Origin of the sequence: Novipirellula herctigrandis, from assembly GCA_007859835.1 — a bacterium.
Taxonomy (GTDB): Bacteria; Planctomycetota; Planctomycetia; order Pirellulales; family Pirellulaceae; genus Novipirellula_A; species Novipirellula_A herctigrandis.
In genome coordinates, this window is record SJPJ01000001.1 from 5,438,283 (window position 1) to 5,458,099 (window position 19,817).

The following is a 19,817-nucleotide window of genomic DNA, read 5'->3' on the forward strand; positions in this document are numbered from 1 at the left end:
GGTTGCTGCCCTTCTTTGCTCCTGTGCGATCCGTCGTGTTCGCTGGAAACGACGGCTCTTTCTTTTCGCTTCTTATGGTCGGTGCTGGCAGTCTGTCTGTGGCCCAAGCCCAAACGGAGACGGATTTGGCTGCCGCGAATGCGGATGGGAAGGCCGAACGGTCATTCATGCGACCGACGATTGTCCTGTGGTTGACCGTGGTTGGTTCGTTGCGGCCAAATCGACGTATTGGCCTTTGTGTTATGGGGCACTCGATCGGCTTGAGGAAAGTTGCGCGTCAGTTGGAACGTCAAAAAAGGATGAGTTGAGCCTGTCGCTTGAACAGAATGTGGCATGGTTGGACTTGGCCGCTTCGGCTGCAATGACCGATGGAAACGCAGGTATTGAATCTTTTGCCGAGCGGTTCGCGGCGTTCGCGGAAGCGATTCGAACAGGCAAGGACGTTCCTTCGGACGACTTGATAAATCGATGCATCACTGTTGGAGAAATCTGTATGGCAAAGTCTCATCTGTTGCGTGCCGACGAGCTCGATCAGCAAGATGTGCCGGCTCGATCAAATTCGAAAAAGCCAAAATCGAAGGTGAAAAGTGCAATCGTTCTCGCTGCCGAGAAAGAGATTAAGCAAGAGCAACTCGAGGCGGTCTTGGCGCAGTATCGTTACGATGCCATCCAAAGCCTACGCCATCGGATGGTTGCACAAACGTACCTAAAAGAGGCAGCAAATTCGGGTCACTTCTCGCTGTCCGAGTCGATGAGTGAGGCGCTTCCCGAGGTTTCGGAGCTCGAAAAGACCGACGATATCACTGGCGATTCCAATGGCAACATCCGTCCGAAAGTGAAGCAGATGAAGGAAGTCACCGAGCGGGAATGGACATCGTTGAGAGCCAAAGCCGACGGAATCGAATAGTCAATGGCCGTCGTGGCAAGCAACCGGTGAATCGGTGGCTTTGGTGCTGAGTGCTTGGGGGTGAGGATGACTACCAAGCACCGGCGAATTCTTCGCCGTCCATGCCTAAGTGATTTTTCAATTGGTTGAATTCATCGGTGTAGCGTTCGCTACTGCTGTGAACGTGCTCGGCTTCGGTGATAAAGCGAATTTCGTCGTCGGGATAGACATCGCCTTCGATCAACACTTTCGAGTAATCTTCGAGTGGATTGCCATAGGCGATTAGCAGTTTATGTTCGTCAAGTTGGACTTCCTGGCGTTTGCCAGGATTGATCACGGCGATACCGGTGCAACCATCGTTGAGTAACAAGTCTTCAAATTCAAGTAAGGTGCTTTTCAGAACGGGCGCGTCGATGTGTTCTCGATACAGGTCCTCGTGTCCTGTATTGCCTTGATGGCTTGTTTCGAGGACCACGTCGACCACCGGGCCGAGCGGATCGATCAGTTCCAAGAACAGATCCATCAGTCGATGGCGGGTGGCTGCTGCCAGGATCACTGGCGTAGCCGAACCGCTCGTTTCGTCGACGTATTCGTCGTAGCGAAACCCTTGGCGTGGAACGATTTGCAGATCGTACGACGGGCGGATCGCGTCGGTCAGGTCGAACACTCCATAGGATTGAATCCCCATGTGTGTCTGCAACTCTTCATCCGTTAACGTCTCAAAGCTGCCGCTGCTGATGACTTGTGCGGTGTCGTCGCTGACGGCGTTTCGGAGGATGCGTTTGAGAAAACCCATGTTGGTTTCCAGTCCCGTTTCACTTCGTGGCTGTGTAGTGTGTGATAATGAGCAATGCGACAGAACTTGAGCGAAGAGTCCCCGCTGCGAGATCTGTACACCCAACGCTAGGTCACAATCCTGGCCCCGTCGGGGATTCACTACCGATCCGGGATCCTCAACCCACCTTAGTGGCCCTACATTCGTTAGTCCCTTGCTAACCGTTGCAATTGGAACGGCGGCGGCGTCACTTGCTTCTCAGCACCGCGTGTGATTTCCAGGATCGGGGGCAGTGACCAAGACGCATTGCGAATCGATGATTACAATGGCGTTTTTGCAGACGCACTTTTTGCATACTTAAATATGAAATCTTTTTCAACTCAGGCGGTTGGCGTGACCAAAGCACGATATTCACGTTTTTGCGTCCAAAACGGCTTTGGGCGGGCCCACGCGATGGGGCTTGTCCTTTTGGCGTTGTTTTCGGGATGTGACGTTCCTGAGCGTGCCCCGCTCGTTCCGCCCGAAAAAAGATCGGCACGGCTGAGTCCGATGGACGATCCTGATGCGGCCCCCTCGGGCGACAAAATTCCCGAAGTTCAAACCATGTTCAAGGGCGAATGGGTCGGGTGGGAAGCCTATTACATCAAGAACCAACACGTTGGTTTTGGTCACATTTCCGCCGATGTCGAAGGAGATGCACCCAATCAACGGGTCAAATACTCTTTCGAAGACAGCGTGATTGTAAATCGTGGTAGGGACGCGAAGTTGGTTCAACGCAAAGCCGAGCAGAGCAGCGAGGAACTTGACGGGCGACTGATCAGTTTTGAAACGCAGCTTAGTGTCGGCCCAGTCGTCACGCGGTGTACCGGTATGGTCGAGGAAGACCGTTTTTCGCTAACCAAAATTCGCGGCAACAAAAGTTCCGTCAAGAAACTTGATTGGAATCCAAAGATTCGGGGCTTGGTGGCGGTCGAAGCCTCGATGCGCCGTGATCCGATGGAAGCGGGCGAGGTCCGCGTTTTTGAAATGATTTTGCCGATCTCGCAAAAGGTCGCTTCCCTTCGCATGAAATGCTCCGGTCCTACCGCAATTCCTTTGCTTGACCGTCAAGACCATCGGATGATGGAAGTGAGTGTCCAAGTGGATCGAGGCGACAACGATCGAAGCTTTTATGTCGTTTGGACCGATGAGCAAGGAGCGATTCAACGAACCTACGATCCTGCTCTTGAACTTGTCGCCTACCGGACGGATATGCGTACCGCTCTGAACGACGTTCCCGAGGCCGAAGAATCGGTTGCTGTTGCATCGACGCCTATCCAAGGTGATATCGACAAACCTGAACAAACGAGGCGAGTTGGTTACAAATTAGTCCCTCATTCCACCACAGCCAAAGGTGAAGACGCTCTGATCAAACCTCAGCCGAATCAATTTGTTCGGGAGATGGATGATGGTTCCCTTTTGGTGCTGGTAACGCGACTAGACGAGCCGGCAAAGAACCGTTTTGTCAAAGTCGACCTTGATGCGGATGTCAACGATTCACAGCCCAACGCGATGGTCAATTACCGCGAAACGATGGTGCGCCGCATTGCCCAAGCTGCGATTGGTGCTAATCAATTGGAACAGCTTGAGTTGGCGTTAGAGTTGACGCGGTCGACCAATCGATTGACGCAGTGGGATCGGTCGGCACAGATGTTTCCACGAGCGTCGGATGTCGCTCGAACCGCCGAAGGAGATTCGGCAGGCTACGCCGTTTTGCTTTGTGCACTTCTGCGTGCAAAAGGGATTCCCTCGCGAGTGGCGTTTGGGTACCAGTACCAGAACATTCTCGAGCCCAAGTTGGTGTACCATGCTTGGACGCTTGCCTATGTCGATGGAACATGGGTTTCGCTCGACGCGACCACCGGCGGCATCGCGGCAGCGGATCGATTGACGTTGGTGACCAGCAACCTGAGTGAACCCGATGTGAATCGTTCACTCATCCCCGTTCTCGATTTCCTCGGTGCTTATGACATCGAAGTCATTCCTTCGGCGATTCGGTATGACGAGTCGAATTAGCCGATTGCCCCTTTCTTAGTCGTTCGCAGGTCTCAATAACTGGCAGGATCCAGTTTCACTTTGCCGCGAAAAATCCAGTAGATCACGACGGTATAGCTGAGCACACAAGGGATGCCGATTACTGCGATGATGAGCATGTTTCGTAGTGTCCCGGCACTGCTGCGGGCATTTTCGAGCGTCACCCCAAAAGCGGGGTCGATGGTCGATATCACGAAGTTCGGGAAAATCGCCACCGCAAACAACAGAGCAAGCGCCAAGATCACCATCGCGGACGAGAAAAACGCGTAACCGGGGCGGCCCAAATGCATCGCACGAGGAATGTTTAGAACCGCCAATGCATTCGCGATCGGAACGATCCAAAGGACCGGATACCGTTTCAAATTGTCTGTCGCATGAGGAACATGGATCCATGTGGCAATCGTGACGATGACATACATTGCGGCAAACGCCAAAAATAGCTTGGTGATGCGTTTCTGCACTCGTTGCTGCAATTCACCCTCGGTTTTCATATACAAGAAAATCGCTCCGTGCATCGCAAAAAGCGACACGGTCAATAGGCCAACCAAGAGTGGATACCAGTAGAGTTGGTCAAGCAACGATCCGGCGTACAGGAAATCCGGTCCCAATTTCATGCCAGCCAAAACATTGCCACCGGCGACCCCTAAAAGGAGTGCCGCCACAAACGATGACACAAAGAAACCAACGTCCCAAACACGTCGCCATGATGGCGAATGAACCTTTGACCGGAATTCCAAACTCACCGCTCGCCCGATCAAACAGGCTAGCAGTAAATGAAACGCTTCGTAGAAACTGCTGAAGACAGTTGCATAGGCATTTGGAAACGCGGCGAACAACGCTCCACCGAACGTTACTAGCCAAACTTCGTTGCCATCCCAGAGCGGGCCAATCGAATTCATGACCAAGCGACGCTCGCGGTCATCCTTGGCCACGAAGGGATGCAAGATTCCAACGCCAAGATCAAATCCGTCGAGCACGGAATAGCCAATCAGAAGCACACCCAATAGCAGGAACCAGATAAAGGTTAGTAGTTCGTAACTCATTTGCCTGTATCCTCCAACATTGAACCACCGTAGCTTCGTCCGGAATCACTGATCGCTTCTCGCATCGATTCATCGCGATGCTCTTTTTTGAGTTGTTCCATTTCTTCGACACTGTCGGGGCCATGTTTGATTTTTGCATTAAGAACAAAAATCCAAACGGCAAACAGCAGCGAGTAGATCACTGCAAACATCGCAATGGAGCTGGCAACTTGGCTAGCGACTACCGATTCGCTCAATCCTTCGCTGGTTCTTAATCCCATCATCGCGACGCCATTTTGAACCGACGGATACACGATCCAAGGTTGTCGTCCGACTTCTGCGGTGATCCATCCTGCTTGGTTGGCAATCATCGCCGCGACGGGTGAAAAAATAATTCCCCACAATAGCCATGGATAGTTTGCCAAGCTGCCTCGGATTTGAAAGAACACCGCCAAAAAGGATAAGCCGATCATGGCCGTGCCAAGGCCGACCATCAAATGAAACATCTGAAACGGAATCCAAACCGGTGGGCGATCATTGAGTGGAATTTGATCGAGGCCTGCAACAGGCGTTGACAAATCATTGTGCACCATGAACGTCAAAAGATACGGAATCTTGATGTCGAAATGGACCGTTTCGGACTCGGCGTCGGGCCAACCAAATAACGTTAGGCCCGTCGGTTGGTCGGCAGAATGGAAATGAGCTTCGATGGCGGCGAGCTTGGCTGGCTGAGTCACTGCTAATTTTTGTGCCGAGCCATGCCCTGAAATCGCTGACAGCGTGGAAAACAAAAGTGCCGACGGCAGCGAGATGGCCAAGCATTTCTTTGCAAAATCGAGATGGCGATTTTTGAGCAAGTAATACGCCGAAACCGATGCGACAAAGAACGCTCCTAAGACGAATGCGCCCAGTACGGTATGAGTCAATCGATCGACACTTGATGGATTAAAAAGCATCGCCCAAAAATCGGTCACTTCGGCACGTGGGACCTGTTTATCTTGGATCGTTTGCCAAACGATTTTGTAGCCCGCAGGGGTTTGTTGCCAACTGTTCGCAACAACGATCCACACCGCACTAAAGACGGAACCAAAGAAAACCATTGCGGTGCTAAACAAATGAAACTTTGGCCCGACACGATCCCAGCCAAAAACCAGCACTGCTAAAAAACCACTTTCAAGGAAGAACGCAAAGATTCCTTCGGCAGCTAGTGCCGAACCAAAAACATCGCCGACGAATCGAGAGTAAGCGGCCCAATTCGTGCCGAACTCAAACTCCATCACTATCCCGCTGGCGACGCCCATCGCAAAGTTGACGGCGAAGATGCGAGTCCAAAAACGAGCCGCCGATTCCCAGACTGGATTCTTCGTCCAGTTGTAAGCAATCTCACAGAGAAATAGTTGCAGTCCAAGTCCAATCGAAAGGGGCGGAAACAGGTAATGGAACATGATCGTTCCCGCAAACTGTAGCCTGCTAAGAAGTTCAACATCCACGAGTCGGCTCAAGTTGGTTCGCGTCAAAAAAAGAAAGGTTCCACTTAGGGAATCATTGCGAACGCACTATAGAAACCGCCTCGCAATTTAGTAGTGTGACTAATTGCCGCAGACTGTTGGTCGCTGTTTGATGGGATTCTCGGTGTTGACCAATCACCTCTTTGTACATCCCACGGTTTCCTTTCGTCCCCCAAATCGGGTTGCCCTTCACCAGCCTAAAGTGTGCCCAGAGACGATGCTGATGAGAGACGATGCTTCGAGAATTGATCGGCTACGCCGTGCGGTCCACTATCGGGCGAGCTCTGGTAACGAAAAGACAATTCCCATTTCAATGATTCAAACCGTTGGCTCTTGGTTGACACTTTCCATGTGGGAGGCGACGGCGGCTAACAAGGGGTCAATCGTCTTGTTTTGAATTTGGTGAGGCGGGTTCCAATCAAACCACTCAGCTGCTTCGTGTTCGGTCAAGATTAACTGGGGACGCGTTTTCAAGAAGCCCAGAAAATACTGAACTGTTTTTTCGAAGACTTTGTCGCCGGTTTTCTTGTAGGTTACGGGGTAGCTGAGTTGGAATAGAAAGTCTGGGTCGATTGCGATATCCTTGGCGGGGATGCCAGTTTCTTCTTCGGTCTCACGAAGGGCGGTTTCCACGAATGATTCCCCCGCTTCGCTGTGACCTTTGGGAAGATCCCAACGATCGGTATGCCGCATTAGCAAGAACTTGGGCTTGGGGGATTTTCGGAACAGCAGGATGCCTGCGGCGTGAACGGTCCCGTTGGGCTGGATCTTCATGAAGTTTCTGGTGGTGGTTGTAATTGGTGGCGGTTGTGAAAACGTGGCCGTTGTGCATCGATCGTTTTTCTGATTAGGTATCCATTATGAAAATTTACACACGAACCGGCGATTCCGGCAGCACAGGATTGTTCGGCGGGCCGCGAGTTTCCAAAGACGACGATCGGATCGAGGCTTACGGAACGGTCGATGAGCTCAACGCGGTTCTTGGCACTGCCCGATCGGAGCAAGTTTCCGAAACCATTGATGCTCAATTGCAGCAAGTCCAAAACGAGTTGTTTTCGATTGGTGCGGAATTGGCGACACCCGACCCCGACCAGCATGACATGCGAATCATCAATGAAAGTCATGTCACTCGTTTGGAACAATGGATCGACCAGCACGAGCAAACCCTGACGCCGCTGAAGAACTTCATTCTTCCTGCGGGGACAACAGCCGCGACCCAATTGCATCTATCTCGAGCGGTTTGCCGGCGAGCTGAGCGTCGGGTCGTTACGCTGGTCCGCCGGCATGACGTGAAAGTGACCGAGGCGTCGATTGTCTATCTGAACCGGCTCAGTGACCTGCTTTTTGTCCTTGCTCGGGTTGTCAACGTCGAGGCGGGCGTAGCAGAGGTTCACTGGGAGCGGCCACGATAGTTGGTTGTCGCCCCTTGTTACGGCAAAATGGGGCATCAAGCACCCCTGATTGGCTGTGAAGGCGACAATAATCGGCCCTGCTAAGGGCGTAGAAGCTGGCTAAGAGCCCGGTTATCTTAATGTGAAGTGGAATCCCAGAGGCTTGTGGCATGGTTTTGTATTGTTCTGCCGAAGTGACCGCTGGTGAGGGGCGACCGCGAGTGTACAATGCGGCTACTGAATTCAGTGAGACCACTGACTTAAGCCAATAGAGTGACAAGCTAATCGAGGAAATCGAGGTACCGTTGTGAAGAAAGTCGAAGCCATTGTCCGCCACTTCAAGTTAGAAGATGTGAAGAATGCCCTGACGGATCACGGAATTCACGGCATGACCGTCAGTGAAGTACGAGGATTTGGGCGTCAAAAAGGGCATACGGAAATCTATCGAGGTACCGAATATGCCATCGACTTTGTTCCCAAAGTCAAAATTGAAGTGATTTGTGCGGACGAAAACTTGCAGATGGTTATTGATACCATTTTGCAAACAGCTCAAACGGGCCAAATCGGCGACGGGAAGATTTTCGTGACCAATCTCGAAGACTCCATTCGCATTCGAACTGGTGAACGTGGCGAAGACGCTATCTAGTGAGTGCCGGCACTACGCTACGCCCAGTCGTGATTCGATGTCGCGAGCGGCTTCGCGATGGACGAGCAAAGGCTCAAGTCCAGCATGAAAGCGGTTCGCAAGGGATCCTCGTATCGGCGCGATTGGCGGACCTTTATGATGACATCGTCCTTGATGTTTGGAACGATGCCATCGAACAGTGTGATGGCGACGAGGCGCTCGGCGGAATCTCGCTTGTCGCCCACGGAGGATTTGGTCGGCGGGATCTCGCGCCGTATTCCGACGCCGACTTGATGCTGCTGACCACGCGAGAATCCGAATTTCTCGCCAATGATATCGCAGCCAACCTGACCCGTAATTTGGTCGACGCTGGGATTCAGGTTGGGTTTTCGATTCGGATGCCGATCGAAGCCTGCACGCTTGCTTGGCAAGATCCTGTTATCTATTCCTCGCTTACCGAATCACGTTTGCTTTCGGGCAGTTTGCAGCTCTACAGCAAGTTCTTTAATACGCTTCGTCAAGGAGCGATGCGGCGACACAAACGAATCGTTGCCGATGTGATTGCCGCGCGACGTGAAGAGCGAAAGAAATGGGGCGAAACCAATTACTTGCTCCGCCCAAACGTCAAACGATCACGCGGTGGGCTCCGTGACATTCAACTCATCCGTTGGATCGGGTTTGCGCTCTACGGTGAAACCGACCTCGAACGGTTGGTCAAACTTGGCGGTTTGCCCGAAGAGGACTACCGCGTGCTCCGACGCGCGGCGGAGTTTATGCTTCGTGTCCGCAACGAAATTCACTTTCGTGAAAAGAAGAGCCAAGACGTTCTCGATCGGCCGATGCAAATGGAAATCGCCAAAGCGTGGGGATATCCTGGCGAAGAAGGAAAGTTGCCTGTCGAGCAGTTCATGCAGGATTACTTCGACAACACACGCAATGTTCGATATGCCTCGGCGTTTTTTGCGGACGACGCAGGCACTCAACCGCTGTTGCATCACATCGTCGAACGCACTTTTTCTCGTAAAATCTCAGATCATATTCGGATGGGCCCAAAACACATTTGGGTCCCCGATCAAGCACTCGAAAAATTTGCGTCCAGTTTGCCAGATGTCTTGCGTTTGATGTTTTTGGCAAATCAGCACAGACGCCGGATTTCTCATCGCACTTGGCAAGCAATTCGGTTAGCAATGCAGGAACGACCGGCGGAGTTGCCCGACGCAGAATCGATCGGTGCTTTCTTGGCTTTGCTAAGCCGGCCGGGACGCTTGGCCGAATTGCTGAGGCGACTTCATGAACTGCGAATTATCGAGCAGTTTATTCCAGCGTTCAAACGAACCAGAGGGCTACTGCAATTCAATGCTTACCACAAATATACCGTGGACGTGCATTGCATTCGTGCTGTCGAAGCGGCCACGCTATTTGAAGACGATCCGTCGCCGATGGGGCGTCGGTATCGACGTCTCAAAGACAAGAGTTTGTTGCACCTTGCACTGCTGATTCACGATATTGGCAAAGGCTACGATGAAGAGCATTGTGCCGTCGGTGCTCGGATTGCTCTTGAAACCGCCGAGCGTCTTGGGTTGGACGCAGCGTCCGCCGAGACGTTGCATTGGTTGGTGCTAAAGCACTTGATTGTCAATGTCGTGGCGTTTCGTCATGATTTGAGTGATCCACAAATCGTGCTTTCCTTTGCGGCCGAAGTGGGCTCGATTCGGCGACTCGAGCTGTTGATCGTTCACGCCGTCGCGGACTTGCAAGCGGTTGGCCCCGATGTGCTCACCGATTGGAAGATGAGTTTGATCGAGGATTTGTATCGGCGGACCCGTCGTTACTTCGATACCGGCAACCTTCCTGGCAGTGAAGATGATCCTGAGATCGCGACGATCCGCGGCGAAGTTGCCAAGCGGCTTGACGTCACCGATGCACCGGCATCGAGTTTCAAACTGCTCGAAAATATGCCCTTGGCGCTGCTGACACGAAGTGAGCCGGAGCCGCTTGCAGATCAATTGCGAGAGATTGCCGAAAAGTTGGATGCCAATAGTGGTTCGATTTGTCTTGCACAATTCGATCCGGCATTGTCTGCGGTGCGTTATACGGTCGTGCGGCGCGAACCCAAACAATCGATTGGTACTTTCGCACGTGCGACCGGTGCATTCACGACGGCTAGTTTGTCGATTCTGCGAGCACAAATTGAAACCGTTGTTGACGAAGTCGCGTGGGATGAATTTTGGGTGAACGATCCCGACTACTCTGATTGTCCGCCGGAAAAACAAATCGAACAGATTTGTACGCGAGTTCGCAATCTACTTGATTCGCCAGACGAACCATTGCCGCCACAGCGTCGTAAATGGTCATCGAAACATTTTGAAGGTGACCAAGTCAATGTCTTACCGACAAAGGTCACGTTTGATAACGATACGGTGGATCGTTACACAATCGTATCGTTTTTTGCCTACGACCAAGTGGGGCTACTGTACCGTGTCGCGTCCGCGTTTGTCCAACAGGGCGTGGTGTTGCACTTTGCCAAAATTGATACGCATCTAGATCAAGTCGCTGATGTCTTTTACGTCTCGGATCGTGAAGGCAACCGGATTCTCGATACTGAGTGGCAAGCGAGTATTGAAGAAGCGTTGCTCCGCGCGACGAAGTAACTTGGTTACCGTTCGTCTATCGCGGTCGTGCGGATTCTAATCGATTGCGAAACATGCGCGGTTAGAGAAAGTTCCTTACTTGCATCGAAAACAGGAAGGCGTGCGAGGGTTTTCGTTTCGAATTTCTCGTGCTCCATTTGAATATGTCTTGACGCGCTGGCATATTTCGATAGCCAGCGGATTCGTTTAGCACGATGTGATCACGTATTCGTCCCTCAAGCTCGCTAGAGTCGCATTGTGGAATGGAGCCTGGCTTGTTTTAGCCCCCAACTATCCTCTCTACATGGAAGTACCTTCTATGCATAAGTTCCTATCAATCGTCGCTCTTAGCGTCGCTGTACTGGTCGTTCCCCGCGCCTACGCTAACGATGACTTGGACTCGTTGCTCGACGAGCTGAATTTCAATGAGCCACAACTCGTTGGTGATTCCGATTTGTCGTCCGATCCAGCATCCCAGTTAGTGTCGCAGCAACCAACATGGTCCGATCCCCAGATGCAGCTAGATGTTCCCCAAGTAGAGGACCAAGACGGGTTCTCCTATCAACCATTGCCCGATGATTCGAGTTCGCAGGCTCCGTTGCCAATCCCGGATCCTGAATCCCAACATTTGGTCAATGCGCCATCGATGGAAACCACTAACTTGGAACAGCCGATGCCTGCAAACCACGTTTCTATGGGTTACCAGGGTGCGATACAGGCTCAACCGATGCATGGTGGAGGATGTGGTTGCGCGTCCTGCCAAGGTGCATATCGGGCACCGGCGTGTGGGTGCCAAGCGTGTGACGGTCGCGGTTGTGACAGTTGTTTCGCGGGGCATCGTCATGCCTGCAAGCAACCGGATCAATACGTTTGCATTCCTCGTCGAGGTCCTAATCTGCCAACATCCACTTCACTCCAATCTTTTCGGAGCAGGCCATGTGCCTCGGGGCTTTGGGACGGTTTCGCACAAGAACGAATGAAACAGTGTGCAAAACATCACAAGCATATTCATGGTATGTGCGATTGCGCCGAAAAATCGCAGGCGAGTTGCCATTTACTGAAGGGGCCGCCCAGGTGCCCGCCTTACTGTACGAGTTGTGATTCGGGCGGTGGCGGTTGTTGCCATTAGCCTAACCGGTAAACTTTTACACCGACCGCAGTTCTTCAGACCAGAAGAGCTGCGGTTTTTCATTGTTTTTAAAAAAATATCTGTATCACTCTTGAAAGTGGTTTAGTTCTGGCGGCGACCTTGCCGATGATACTAGCACCATGGATTGGGAGGGTGGAACGATCGGTGTCATCGTTCCAGCATTGATGGGCCATGGTGAGGCAGGGAGGGCTTCACCATGGCCCTTCTTTTTTGGCCACTCCCTGATGGTGGGGTTGCTTGGTGAAGGTTTCGCCGACAACCGAATACCCCCATCCAATCTCCGTCTACTTGAGTTGCAAAAACAATGCATCAAGTGGGCTCAGTGTCACATGTCCCTTCACCGGTAGGCCATTGTTCGTTTTTTGGTCCTGTGACTTCGTGCCTTGCAATCGCTGAAAACACAGCCCAGGAGCGATCGCATCCAAGTCAAACGTGTACGGGGATCGCGACGGGTTCGCTAGAACAATCCCGCGTTCAAAGACGCGGTAGATTGCGTCGCTATGAGCATGGGCAGTAATGGATTCGATCCAGATGGGTTCGTTGTTCTCGACCGTTAACTGCAAATCCACTTCACTCGATCGAATGTCGTGATAATAGAACCCCGACTCAAAAATTCGATCGTTGACCCACGTCATATGCTGGACGAACTTCGTGATTTCATTTTCGGGTGCACCTTTTTTGACAATCTTCACGGCTCCCCAATAAGCTTGGTCGGTTGTTGAATTATCTTTTGGCCCGCAATCGACGATGAATTTGAATCGAACACGTTTACCCGACAGTGACTTGAGCGAGATTGCTTGTGGTATCCATTGATGGCTATTCGTGGTGTATTCAAAGAGGGGAACATATTGACGACCTACGTTCCCGTTCAGCACTTCTGTTGCATGAATTTGGAAGCTAACGCCATCGGATCGTTCCGGGCTCAGTTGGCCCATTCCAGTCGAAAAACGTAGTTCTGAATCAGGCGGTACGTCCGCTTCTTGGGTCCAGAACGTGTATCCCTTTACATCCCGATAGGGCGGATGGACAAAGACCGCGGGCAAGGACTCTCCGTTGATTGCGTAGGTGCGGCTGGCTACATTGGCTCCGGTGTTGCGATCGAGTGGGCACTCGCGATCCGCTGCACGTGTCTTAAGTCCCGTGTCCAGCGGTGGTTGGGCTAACAGATCGATCATGCCGCCGGAAACACCAAGTTGCGCGAGACGAGCCATTTCAGATGGGTAGCCTTTCATGGTTGCCCCTTTCATCTTGATCGCCACGAACAAGTTGGGTTGGTCGCAAGGAATGCCGCGGATTTGAAAATCAAGACTCGATGTATTCGGGTTGGTGCTACTGATTTGAAGTCCCTCTTCAGTGACTTTTGTTGTCACGGGACCACGGATTCGCTTGGCAAGCCGTGGGCCCGTTCCCGTTGCGGAAAGCAAATCATCGTGTTGTTTTGCGATACGAACGGCGGGACCGAGTGGGCGTCCGAGCCAACCGAGACGGTGTTCGGTACCGCACCGCAATTCGTCCCAGATGCCAAACTTTCCATCGGGATCGGGACGTGGCGCGAACGAATAACAAACGGCTGCATCAAAAAATTGGCTCGCCGCCAGCGTCAACCGATGACTTGAAAACGGCACATTAGGATGCTCGTTGACGCCGGGCTTTCCAGGGACGCTTTGGTTCCATTTGTGATTGATGTAGCTCAACGCGGGAGGAAAGGCGTTCTCTCGCCAGAAGAAATGGCGATTCATTCCGCCCGACCAATCATCGAATTGCCAATCACGAAGGTTTGGCCAACCCTCGCTCTCGATTCCATTAAAGATTCGCCACGCTCTCTGACTTGCCGAACTGTCGCGGCCAAGTGCTCCGTCAGCTTGAAGAATCACGTTATTGCCGAGGCGTTGACGCAATTGACGAGCGAACTCGACGACACCAATTGAATACTGATTCACGCCATCGATGACGCCATCGTCTCCTATTCCATCGCCATCGGTATCTCCATGGGTTCGGTTGAACAATACGTCAAACTCTAACCCATCAAAAGCAGCCAACTTTCCCGTTGGTCCGAACCACTGTGCCAAGTCATCGACAACTCGATCCGCACAGGTTTTCCCTTGTGAATCCCGTGGACAGTGAGTCGTGTAGTTGTAGTACCACATTAGGTGGTTGTTCTTTCCCCACGGTCCTTCGGTTGTATGCGCCGCAGCACGAGATGCATTCGCGGTAAACCGCAGCGGCCGAGTTCCATAACAACCGCGTCGCACACGAATCGTGTTGGCTGTTGGATCAACGTCGATCAATTGGACTTGTTCACAGTGCTCCCAGTCATGTTTGCCATCTGCCGTGATGCCGAACAAGGCGATATCGTCGTTCGACGTTTTGTATCGCCCCGAAGCGGTTTTGAATGTTTGAGTATCTGCAACATGGATCACCGATTCCCCCGATTCCGGCGCAACGTCCGAAGTGATCGTGATCGCTGTATCGTAGATCCAATGTCCAGGAAAAAAATTCTCGGTTTGGTAGCGAGGATCGCGAGCGTTACCGTTGAAATGCAGTAGTACCGCTTGAGTTGGGTGTTCGCGTTTGAAGCGAGTGAAGAACTCGGGGTTGCGGATTTCCCGCCCCAAGCATTCTTCATCTAAGCATTTTCCCATGATGCCTTGAAGTCGATCAAAATCACTTCGCCACGATTCATAAGTCGGGTAAGCCTTCTCGCTGTAAGCGCGTTCGGCACCACGAAAAAAGAACGCCCGAGGGTATTGGTCACTCATAACAGCGAGCGATTCGGGATCGCGAGCAATTACAAACGAATTTGAAATCGAACTCGAAACCAAAACCAAGCTGATCAGAACAGTCATTTGCCGATGTTGAATGACACGATCCTCGGCAAGGGACGCCCCAAGTTGGAGTTTCTGGCAATCTCTATTGCGAAAACGTGTGCGATAAATCATTAAACGGGCCAGCCACCGAAGCATTGTTTTCATGAAAGTTCACTCAGTCATCAGGTAGGAATTAAGCGGGAAGCAATCGAGGCCAGCATACCCGAAAAAAGCCCTGCTGGTGGCATGTGAAGTGGAGGTAGTGAAAGTCACTAATTCAAGTTGTGCTCGACATCAAGTAAGATGTGGTGGTTGAACGCAGTTGCGAGTGCAGCCGTTTCAACGATTCCAATGGAATCTTACAGCGTGAAATGCTATCCTCGAATTCCTTCGTTTGTGACTAATTTCATGATGGATTTTTTGCCAAACCTGATGACAGACGGACAGTCCAGAAGAGTGTCCATTTTTTCTGCCTGCTTGATGTGTCTGTTTATGGCATCGGCCAGTGGCGACGAGCGTCCGAACATTGTCGTGATGATGGTCGACGACTTGGGGTTCTCTGACATTGGATGTTACGGCAGCGAGATTGAGACGCCGCATCTTGATGCGTTGGCGAGGGGTGGGATGCGGTTTTCTCAGTTCTATAACACAGCGAAATGCCATTCGTCGCGAGTCTCGCTGCTGAGCGGCCAGTATTGCATTGCCGCTGGCGACGTGGCACTGGCTAATGCAGTCACTTCGGCGGAGGTGCTTCGCGCCGGCGGCTACTTTACGGCCATGACGGGTAAATGGCACTTGAACAAACAGCCAACCAACTTTGGCTTTGATCGCTACTTTGGACATCTCAGTGGCGCGTGCAACTACTTCACCGGTGACAATACGTTTCGACTGAACGGGCAACCTTGGAAAGTTCCCGATCGCGATTTTTACACGACCGTCGCAAATGTCGATTATGCGTTGGAGTTTTTGGGGGAAGCTCGGCAAACGAACAAGCCTTGGTATCTATACATTGCCTTCAATGCACCGCACGCACCGTTGCATGCTTTGCCACAAGACTATGCCAAATACAAGGGAAAGTACGACGCGGGTTGGGATGTCGCCCGCACAGCTCGCGCGGAAAAGCAAAAGCGATTGGGGTTATTGCCAGCCAACTTGAACGTCAGTCCGCGACCTGAGCACATTCCAGCTTGGGCCGACATGGAGCCTTGGCGGCGAGCGTACGAATCCAATCGTATGTCGACCCTTGCGGCGATGATCGATCGAGTGGACCAAGAAGTCGGCCGCTTGGTGGCTCATTTGCATGCCAACGACGAACTCGACAATACGTTGATTCTATTTGTCTCGGACAACGGCGCCTGTCCGTACGACCGCAAACGGCCGCAATTGGATGTCGAGCCGACCAATGGATCGATTTCCCTAGCGGATTCGACTGGTTGGTCCTGGGCCCGAAACACGCCATTTCGATACTACAAACAAAATCAGTTTGAGGGCGGTATTTCGACGCCTGCGATTGTTCATTGGCCATCCGGTTTGAAAACACCGCCGGGAAGTATTAATGATGCTCCAGCTCATCTGATTGATGTTCTACCAACGCTCGCGGACTTGGCTCAGTGTGAAATTCCCGTTTCGTGGCCAAGTCGTGAACTGCGACCAATCTCGGGTGTCTCTTTGAAGCCCGTATTGGAAGGGCAGTCAATCGAGCGTTCAGAACCGATTCATTTGCTGTTTTCAAAAGATCGCGGGCTGCGCGATGGTGATTGGAAGGCGGTTAGTTTTGCCGGCACGACATGGGAACTCTATAACGTCGCCGCCGATCGTACGGAATTGAATAACCTTGCTGAAGAAGATCCGCAGCGACTTGCTCACATGGTTCAGACCTGGACCGATATGGCTCGAGACGTATTGCATGCGTCGCCGCACGCCTACGCGGAAGTCAGACCAGCAAAGCTGCCGCACACTCATCGTGAATGGACGAAGTTCGATGGAGAACCCTCACGCGTAAATCAAAAACGAAAACGCATCAAACCCGTTTCGCAAAGTGATATCCGCGCGAGAAAAAACACTGCACTGACAATCGAAAATGACTCCATCCAATTGCAATTTACGGGAGAAGATCCTGGTATCGCGATGGACCTGCGCGGCGGTGATCTGGTCGACGGCCCGTATCGAGTCTCGTTTGATTTGCGAGGTGGAACGAAAGGTGGTGGTGAACTGTTTTACACAACCGACCCTGCGGCGACATTGCCCAAAGCCAACCGAGTCCCGTTCGATATCAAGGCGGATAGTAATTGGCAGCGAGTCGAAATTGAACTTCCAAGCGATGGACGCATTTATCAACTGCGGATCGATGTCAGTAGCGGGCCGGGCCAGGCGACCATTCGAAAGTTGCAACTCGGTAATTCGAGAAATGAAGTGCTTCTGTCGTGGCCGAGTCGCATTGTCCAATAGGGTTTGGGGTTGGAGGGGCCAGCCTGTGATGAAGACGCTCCGACGCAATTTTATTGGTGTAGAGTCGCAGAGATTCGGCACGCTGTATCGTTGCGCTATTTGGCTCGCTACGGACGTCGGGCGAATCTCCCCCGCCTTGGCCGAAATCAATCAATAGGGATGCCGCTTCATAGTGGTTGGTGTAGCAGCAGCTCTTTGAGTGATTTTGGTGTGCCGTTGAAATGTTCGAACTCGATACCAATTTTAGTTGCAACGTCGGGAAGTGAGGTTCGGTTCCAATGGGCTTTAGGCAATGAGTCTCTTGCCGTGAGGGCGAGCTTGGTCGCTTGGTCTGACGAATTTGCAAGTGTCTGCAAGAGTTTTTCGTTTGCCGCGGGGATCTTTTTGTGACTCGTTTTCGGCTTCCGCCCAACGTGGATTGTCAAGGTCGGAAGGAAGCTGTTCTCTCGAACACAGCACCCTGTGGAGTCGCCGTATCGGCATTCGATTCCGACCAGTGGACGCTGACGGCGGAAAAGAGGAATGCGGCATACAAACACCACTGATGCATATTCTCACCAGGGGGACAATCAACGCGCATCAACGCGATTGATTTTATGCGGGCTTCACTTCTTTTGAAACTCAACCACCGGATCGACTTTGGCGTGGTGCTGAGTCAGTGACTCGACGACTCGACCTAACAGTAGCACACTTGGTGCGTCGTTGGGATGGTCGTAGACCAATGATGCTAATTCCTTCGCGGCACCTGTCAGATCACTTTTGTGATAACAGTCCAGTGCTTTTTCATAGCGATCCCGCATCTGCTGCCAATCGGAGTCGGCGTCCGGTCGAAATTCGTAGAGCGTGATCACGCTTTTGATACCGACGGGTTTGGCATCAGCGAGGCGTCGGGTATTGAAGATTGGGCTGTGCACCACCGACGAATATTTTTGCAATGCGTTTTGCGTGGACGAACTCATGATGGCCGTGACGCCGAATGCTTTGGTCATTCCCTCGATGCGACTGGCGACGTTGACGGTGTTGCCCAACGGACCGTACTTGAATTTGACTTTCGAGCCCGTGTTGCCAACTTGTGCAATCCCGGTATTGATGCCAATCCCGACCCCGAATCCATCTGGCGTCAACTCGATCCATTTTTGGCGCAACGGTTCGATGCGACGCAACATTTCGCGGGCTGCATGGCAGGCGCGGACCGCATGATCTTTCTGCTCTGCTGGGGCACCCCACATTGCCATTAATTCATCACCGATATAGTCGACGAGAACTCCATCGTATTGGATCACACATTGGCTAAGATCCGTTAGCACGTCGTTGATCCACTCGATCGTTTGTGCGGGGCCAATTCGCTCGGAGATGGCACTGAATCCGCGAATGTCGCAAAACAGTACCGTCACTTCGGCATCGCGACCGGCTAGCAAGTTTTCGTTTTCCTGTAAACATTCCGTCACCGCAGGAGAGAAAAATTGGGACATTGCCGCACGCAGCGACTCCTCGCGTTGGCGTGCGAGTCCCGACGCCACCGCACTAGCCATCAATTCCAATAAGGTTGCCTCTAATTCACCGATCGGTTCATTCGCCCGAGACAGGCTCAACTTTCGATCGCCATAGACTACTCCGATTACATCGCCTGTTTCGCTAAGCATGGGTGCGGCGACCGCACGATCGAGTAACATCATCGAAGCTCGTACGGATTCAAACGAACCGTCAGGCTCGAAGATAACAGTCTTTTTCGAGTAAAGAACGTTTTCCAAAAGTCGCGAACTGCCAACAGGTAACGGTTCAGATTGGTCATCGAAATTGACACTCATGCCGGTCTCTGAACTAAATTGCGAGCGCATAACCCATCGATCATGGATCCTTAGAATGACATAGGCGCAATCCAATTCGATCATCGTTGCGGTGGCACGTACCGCGGCTTCAAAGAACTCGTTCGATCCCGCTGTTTTGCGAACCACGGCCAATGCTTGACGAACGAGGCTAACGGCAACTTGTCCCGCATCCTCTTCGCCGGAATCGCTACGAAGTTGGCCGAGCCCGGCATCGGCTAAGCCAACGGTGGCGCCAGAGCCGAATGCGTTGATTGTCCGCAACGTCGTGTCTTGAACTGAAGTCCCCGTCGATGCATTTGGCGAGATATGCAGCGTCAACTGATGCGGCAATGTAACGATGACGGACGAAGGAAACGTCATTGATTGACCAGGCTGTACTGGTCGGTTGTCGTCACCGACATGAAAGACCGATTGGTCGTGAATGTTGATTAACCGCAGGCTTCCCTTGCCGTTGTCCTCAATTCGTAATGCTCGGCGCGGAACCCACAACAAACTAAGCGGTGCGACCGCAACGCGGAACGTTTGGTTGCCGAGATCGCGAACTTCCAGCAATTCCTCGTTCACGTTCTGGCGACCAACTTCCAAAGGAAGGCTCGCATCCTTGACATGCAAGTTCACTTCGTTCGATTGGATTGCAATATCAACAGATTTCACAACAGCGTCTCCGTTCCGG

13 protein-coding genes are annotated in these 19,817 nt (G+C 52.2%); 7 read left to right on the forward strand and 6 right to left on the reverse strand.

Features of this window, described 5'->3' with window-relative positions:
* Positions 1 to 907: hypothetical protein (locus CA13_RS19875; protein ID WP_419194603.1), on the forward strand; the 907-nt coding region annotated here is incomplete at its 5' end.
* 70 nt (positions 908 to 977) lie between these two features.
* Here the strand turns inward: CA13_RS19875 and CA13_RS19880 are convergent.
* On the reverse strand, positions 978 to 1,682 hold the full coding sequence (locus tag CA13_RS19880) for a hypothetical protein (protein WP_146399576.1): 705 nt from the start codon (positions 1,680 to 1,682) through the stop codon (positions 978 to 980).
* 342 nt (positions 1,683 to 2,024) lie between these two features.
* On the opposite strand from CA13_RS19880, the gene CA13_RS19885 reads away from it, so the two are divergent.
* A complete protein-coding gene (locus CA13_RS19885) occupies positions 2,025 to 3,716 on the forward strand; it encodes a transglutaminase-like domain-containing protein (protein ID WP_146399578.1) in 1,692 nt (563 codons plus the stop codon).
* 32 nt (positions 3,717 to 3,748) lie between these two features.
* Here the strand turns inward: CA13_RS19885 and cydB are convergent, their stop codons facing one another.
* The 3 genes from cydB to CA13_RS19900 form a co-directional block, all read right to left on the reverse strand.
* A complete protein-coding gene (gene cydB, locus CA13_RS19890) occupies positions 3,749 to 4,777 on the reverse strand; it encodes a cytochrome d ubiquinol oxidase subunit II (RefSeq protein WP_146399580.1) in 1,029 nt (342 codons plus the stop codon).
* A complete protein-coding gene (locus CA13_RS19895) occupies positions 4,774 to 6,201 on the reverse strand; it encodes a cytochrome ubiquinol oxidase subunit I (protein WP_419195130.1) in 1,428 nt (475 codons plus the stop codon). Before CA13_RS19895 ends, cydB begins: the two co-directional genes overlap by 4 nt.
* A gap of 381 nt (positions 6,202 to 6,582) precedes the next feature.
* Positions 6,583 to 7,038 (reverse strand): bis(5'-nucleosyl)-tetraphosphatase, encoded by a 456-nt coding sequence (locus CA13_RS19900; protein ID WP_146399584.1) that lies wholly within the window; start codon positions 7,036 to 7,038, stop codon positions 6,583 to 6,585.
* 86 nt (positions 7,039 to 7,124) lie between these two features.
* Here CA13_RS19900 and CA13_RS19905 point away from each other — a divergent pair, with 86 nt between their 5' ends.
* The 4 genes from CA13_RS19905 (at position 7,125) to CA13_RS19920 (ending at position 12,039) form a co-directional block, all read left to right on the forward strand.
* Positions 7,125 to 7,676, forward strand: coding sequence for a cob(I)yrinic acid a,c-diamide adenosyltransferase (locus tag CA13_RS19905; protein WP_146399586.1), 552 nt, complete (start codon positions 7,125 to 7,127; stop codon positions 7,674 to 7,676).
* Between the two features lie 286 nt (positions 7,677 to 7,962).
* Entirely contained in the window at positions 7,963 to 8,301 is a 339-nt protein-coding gene (locus CA13_RS19910; protein ID WP_146399589.1) for a P-II family nitrogen regulator, read from the forward strand.
* Complete coding sequence (glnD, locus tag CA13_RS19915) at positions 8,301 to 10,931, forward strand: [protein-PII] uridylyltransferase (RefSeq protein ID WP_146399591.1); 2,631 nt, start codon at positions 8,301 to 8,303, stop codon at positions 10,929 to 10,931. Before CA13_RS19910 ends, glnD begins: the two co-directional genes overlap by 1 nt.
* Before the next feature lie 298 nt (positions 10,932 to 11,229).
* Entirely contained in the window at positions 11,230 to 12,039 is an 810-nt protein-coding gene (locus CA13_RS19920; protein WP_146399593.1) for a hypothetical protein, read from the forward strand.
* 305 nt (positions 12,040 to 12,344) lie between these two features.
* On the opposite strand, the gene CA13_RS19925 is transcribed toward CA13_RS19920, so the two are convergent.
* Complete coding sequence (locus CA13_RS19925) at positions 12,345 to 15,032, reverse strand: hypothetical protein (protein ID WP_146399595.1); 2,688 nt, start codon at positions 15,030 to 15,032, stop codon at positions 12,345 to 12,347.
* 291 nt (positions 15,033 to 15,323) lie between these two features.
* Here CA13_RS19925 and CA13_RS19930 point away from each other — a divergent pair, with 291 nt between their 5' ends.
* Complete coding sequence (locus tag CA13_RS19930) at positions 15,324 to 17,315, forward strand: arylsulfatase (RefSeq protein ID WP_473087471.1); 1,992 nt, start codon at positions 15,324 to 15,326, stop codon at positions 17,313 to 17,315.
* Between the two features lie 605 nt (positions 17,316 to 17,920).
* Here the strand turns inward: CA13_RS19930 and CA13_RS19935 are convergent.
* The gene (locus CA13_RS19935; RefSeq protein ID WP_419194604.1) at positions 17,921 to 19,798 is read right to left on the reverse strand and encodes an adenylate/guanylate cyclase domain-containing protein; all 1,878 of its coding nucleotides are present in this window, start codon (positions 19,796 to 19,798) and stop codon (positions 17,921 to 17,923) included.
* Between the last annotated feature and the right edge of the window lie 19 nt (positions 19,799 to 19,817).

What these genes read in the sequence shown, in the direction of transcription:
- cydB (WP_146399580.1), bottom strand. Translation starts at nt 4,777, where the DNA reads ATGAGTTACGAACTACTAACCTTTATCTGGTTCCTGCTATTGGGTGTG.
- CA13_RS19900 (WP_146399584.1), bottom strand. Translation starts at nt 7,038, where the DNA reads ATGAAGATCCAGCCCAACGGGACCGTTCACGCCGCAGGCATCCTGCTG.
- CA13_RS19895 (WP_419195130.1), bottom strand. Translation starts at nt 6,201, where the DNA reads ATGTTCCATTACCTGTTTCCGCCCCTTTCGATTGGACTTGGACTGCAA.
- CA13_RS19905 (WP_146399586.1), top strand. Translation starts at nt 7,125, where the DNA reads ATGAAAATTTACACACGAACCGGCGATTCCGGCAGCACAGGATTGTTC.
- CA13_RS19885 (WP_146399578.1), top strand. Translation starts at nt 2,025, where the DNA reads ATGAAATCTTTTTCAACTCAGGCGGTTGGCGTGACCAAAGCACGATAT.
- CA13_RS19925 (WP_146399595.1), bottom strand. Translation starts at nt 15,032, where the DNA reads ATGAAAACAATGCTTCGGTGGCTGGCCCGTTTAATGATTTATCGCACA.
- CA13_RS19880 (WP_146399576.1), bottom strand. Translation starts at nt 1,682, where the DNA reads ATGGGTTTTCTCAAACGCATCCTCCGAAACGCCGTCAGCGACGACACC.
- CA13_RS19920 (WP_146399593.1), top strand. Translation starts at nt 11,230, where the DNA reads ATGCATAAGTTCCTATCAATCGTCGCTCTTAGCGTCGCTGTACTGGTC.